The 1,099-nt window shown below is 77.3% G+C and carries 2 protein-coding genes; one reads left to right on the top strand and one right to left on the bottom strand.

The features are described 5' to 3' along the window. Positions 1-376: CHAD domain-containing protein (locus ABZ641_RS38960; RefSeq protein ID WP_359989447.1), on the bottom strand; the 376-nt coding region annotated here is incomplete at its 3' end. 127 nt (positions 377-503) lie between these two features. Between ABZ641_RS38960 and ABZ641_RS38955 the strand changes: the two genes are divergently transcribed. Beyond that, a partial coding sequence (locus ABZ641_RS38955; RefSeq protein ID WP_359989445.1) for a hypothetical protein occupies positions 504-1,099 on the top strand: 596 nt, incomplete at its 3' end.

Genomic DNA, 1,099 nt, shown 5'->3' with positions numbered 1-1,099 from the left:
CCTCGGGGCGGGCGCCCGCGGTGCGTTCGGCGGCCCAGGCGGCGAGCGCGGCGGCGACCTCGTCGGGCCGGCAGTCCTCGGGCAGGGCGCGGGCCTCGGCGGTGAGCCGTTCGGCGAGGACCTCGGTGTCGCGGGCGGCGCCGAGGGCCGAGGCGAGGTCCTTGAGCGCGGTGACGAGGGCGGTGGTGTCGGCGCCGATCAGCGGCCGGTAGGCCTGCAGGGTGCTGCGCAGCCGGCGGCAGGTGACCCGCATCCGGTGGACGGCGTCCGGCTCGTCGGCGCGGACGGCCGCCGCCAGGTCGGCGAGGGTCTCGGTCTGCCGGGAGATCCAGGCGCCGAGGACCGTGGCGGCGGTGGGCTCGGCTCCGTGCGGCACGCTGACCACCCTCTTCCCGGGTCTCCAGGGTATGCCCGCGGGGGCGCGGGGCGGGCGTTCCTGACGCCGTGTCACCCGTGCGGACGCTTACACCGTCCTGATCCACGACCTGGCATACTCGCTGTCCATGACCGAGAGCCGGGCGACGAGGGTTCTGCGGGCCGCGGTGTTCACCGCCCTCGCGGTGCCGCTCGCTGCCCTGGGCCAGGTCGTGCTGACGGGTCGGCCGCTGCCCGTGACGCTGGTCCTGGCGTGCACCGCGGCCGTGTTCCTGGTGGCCCTGGTGCTGGACGGCGCCCGGCACGGCCTGGGGCGGCTGGCGGCGGTGATGGTCCCGGTCGAGCTGCTGCTGAACACCGCGTTCAACCTCGGGCAGGACGGCTGTACGACGGTCGCCGCCCGGTCGCACGGGGTGGATCTGCTGGTCTGCGGCGGCGGTTCGGTGGACGGCAGCCCGATGCTGTCGGGTCTCGCCGGGCAGTCCGCCGGTTCGCTGCGGCTGCTGGTGCTGCTGGCGCACCTGGCGCTGGCGCTCGCCGCCGCGGTGTGGCTGCGCCTCGGTGCGGCCGCGCTCGGCGGTGCGGCGCAGGTGCTGCGCGCGCTGCGGGCGGTGGCCGGGGCGGTCGTCCGGCACCTGCTGTCGTTCCTCGCGCCGCTGCCGGCCTGCCCGGCCGAGCTGGCGCCCTCGCCGGACGCGCAGGAGCCACTGCCCCGCCCGGAGTC

The sequence above is a fragment of the Kitasatospora sp. NPDC007106 genome (assembly GCF_040634455.1).
In the GTDB taxonomy this organism is placed as follows: Bacteria; Actinomycetota; Actinomycetes; order Streptomycetales; family Streptomycetaceae; genus Kitasatospora; species Kitasatospora arboriphila.
The sequence above is the reverse complement of the archived record's forward strand: the minus strand, read 5'-3'. Positions and strand labels throughout refer to the sequence as shown.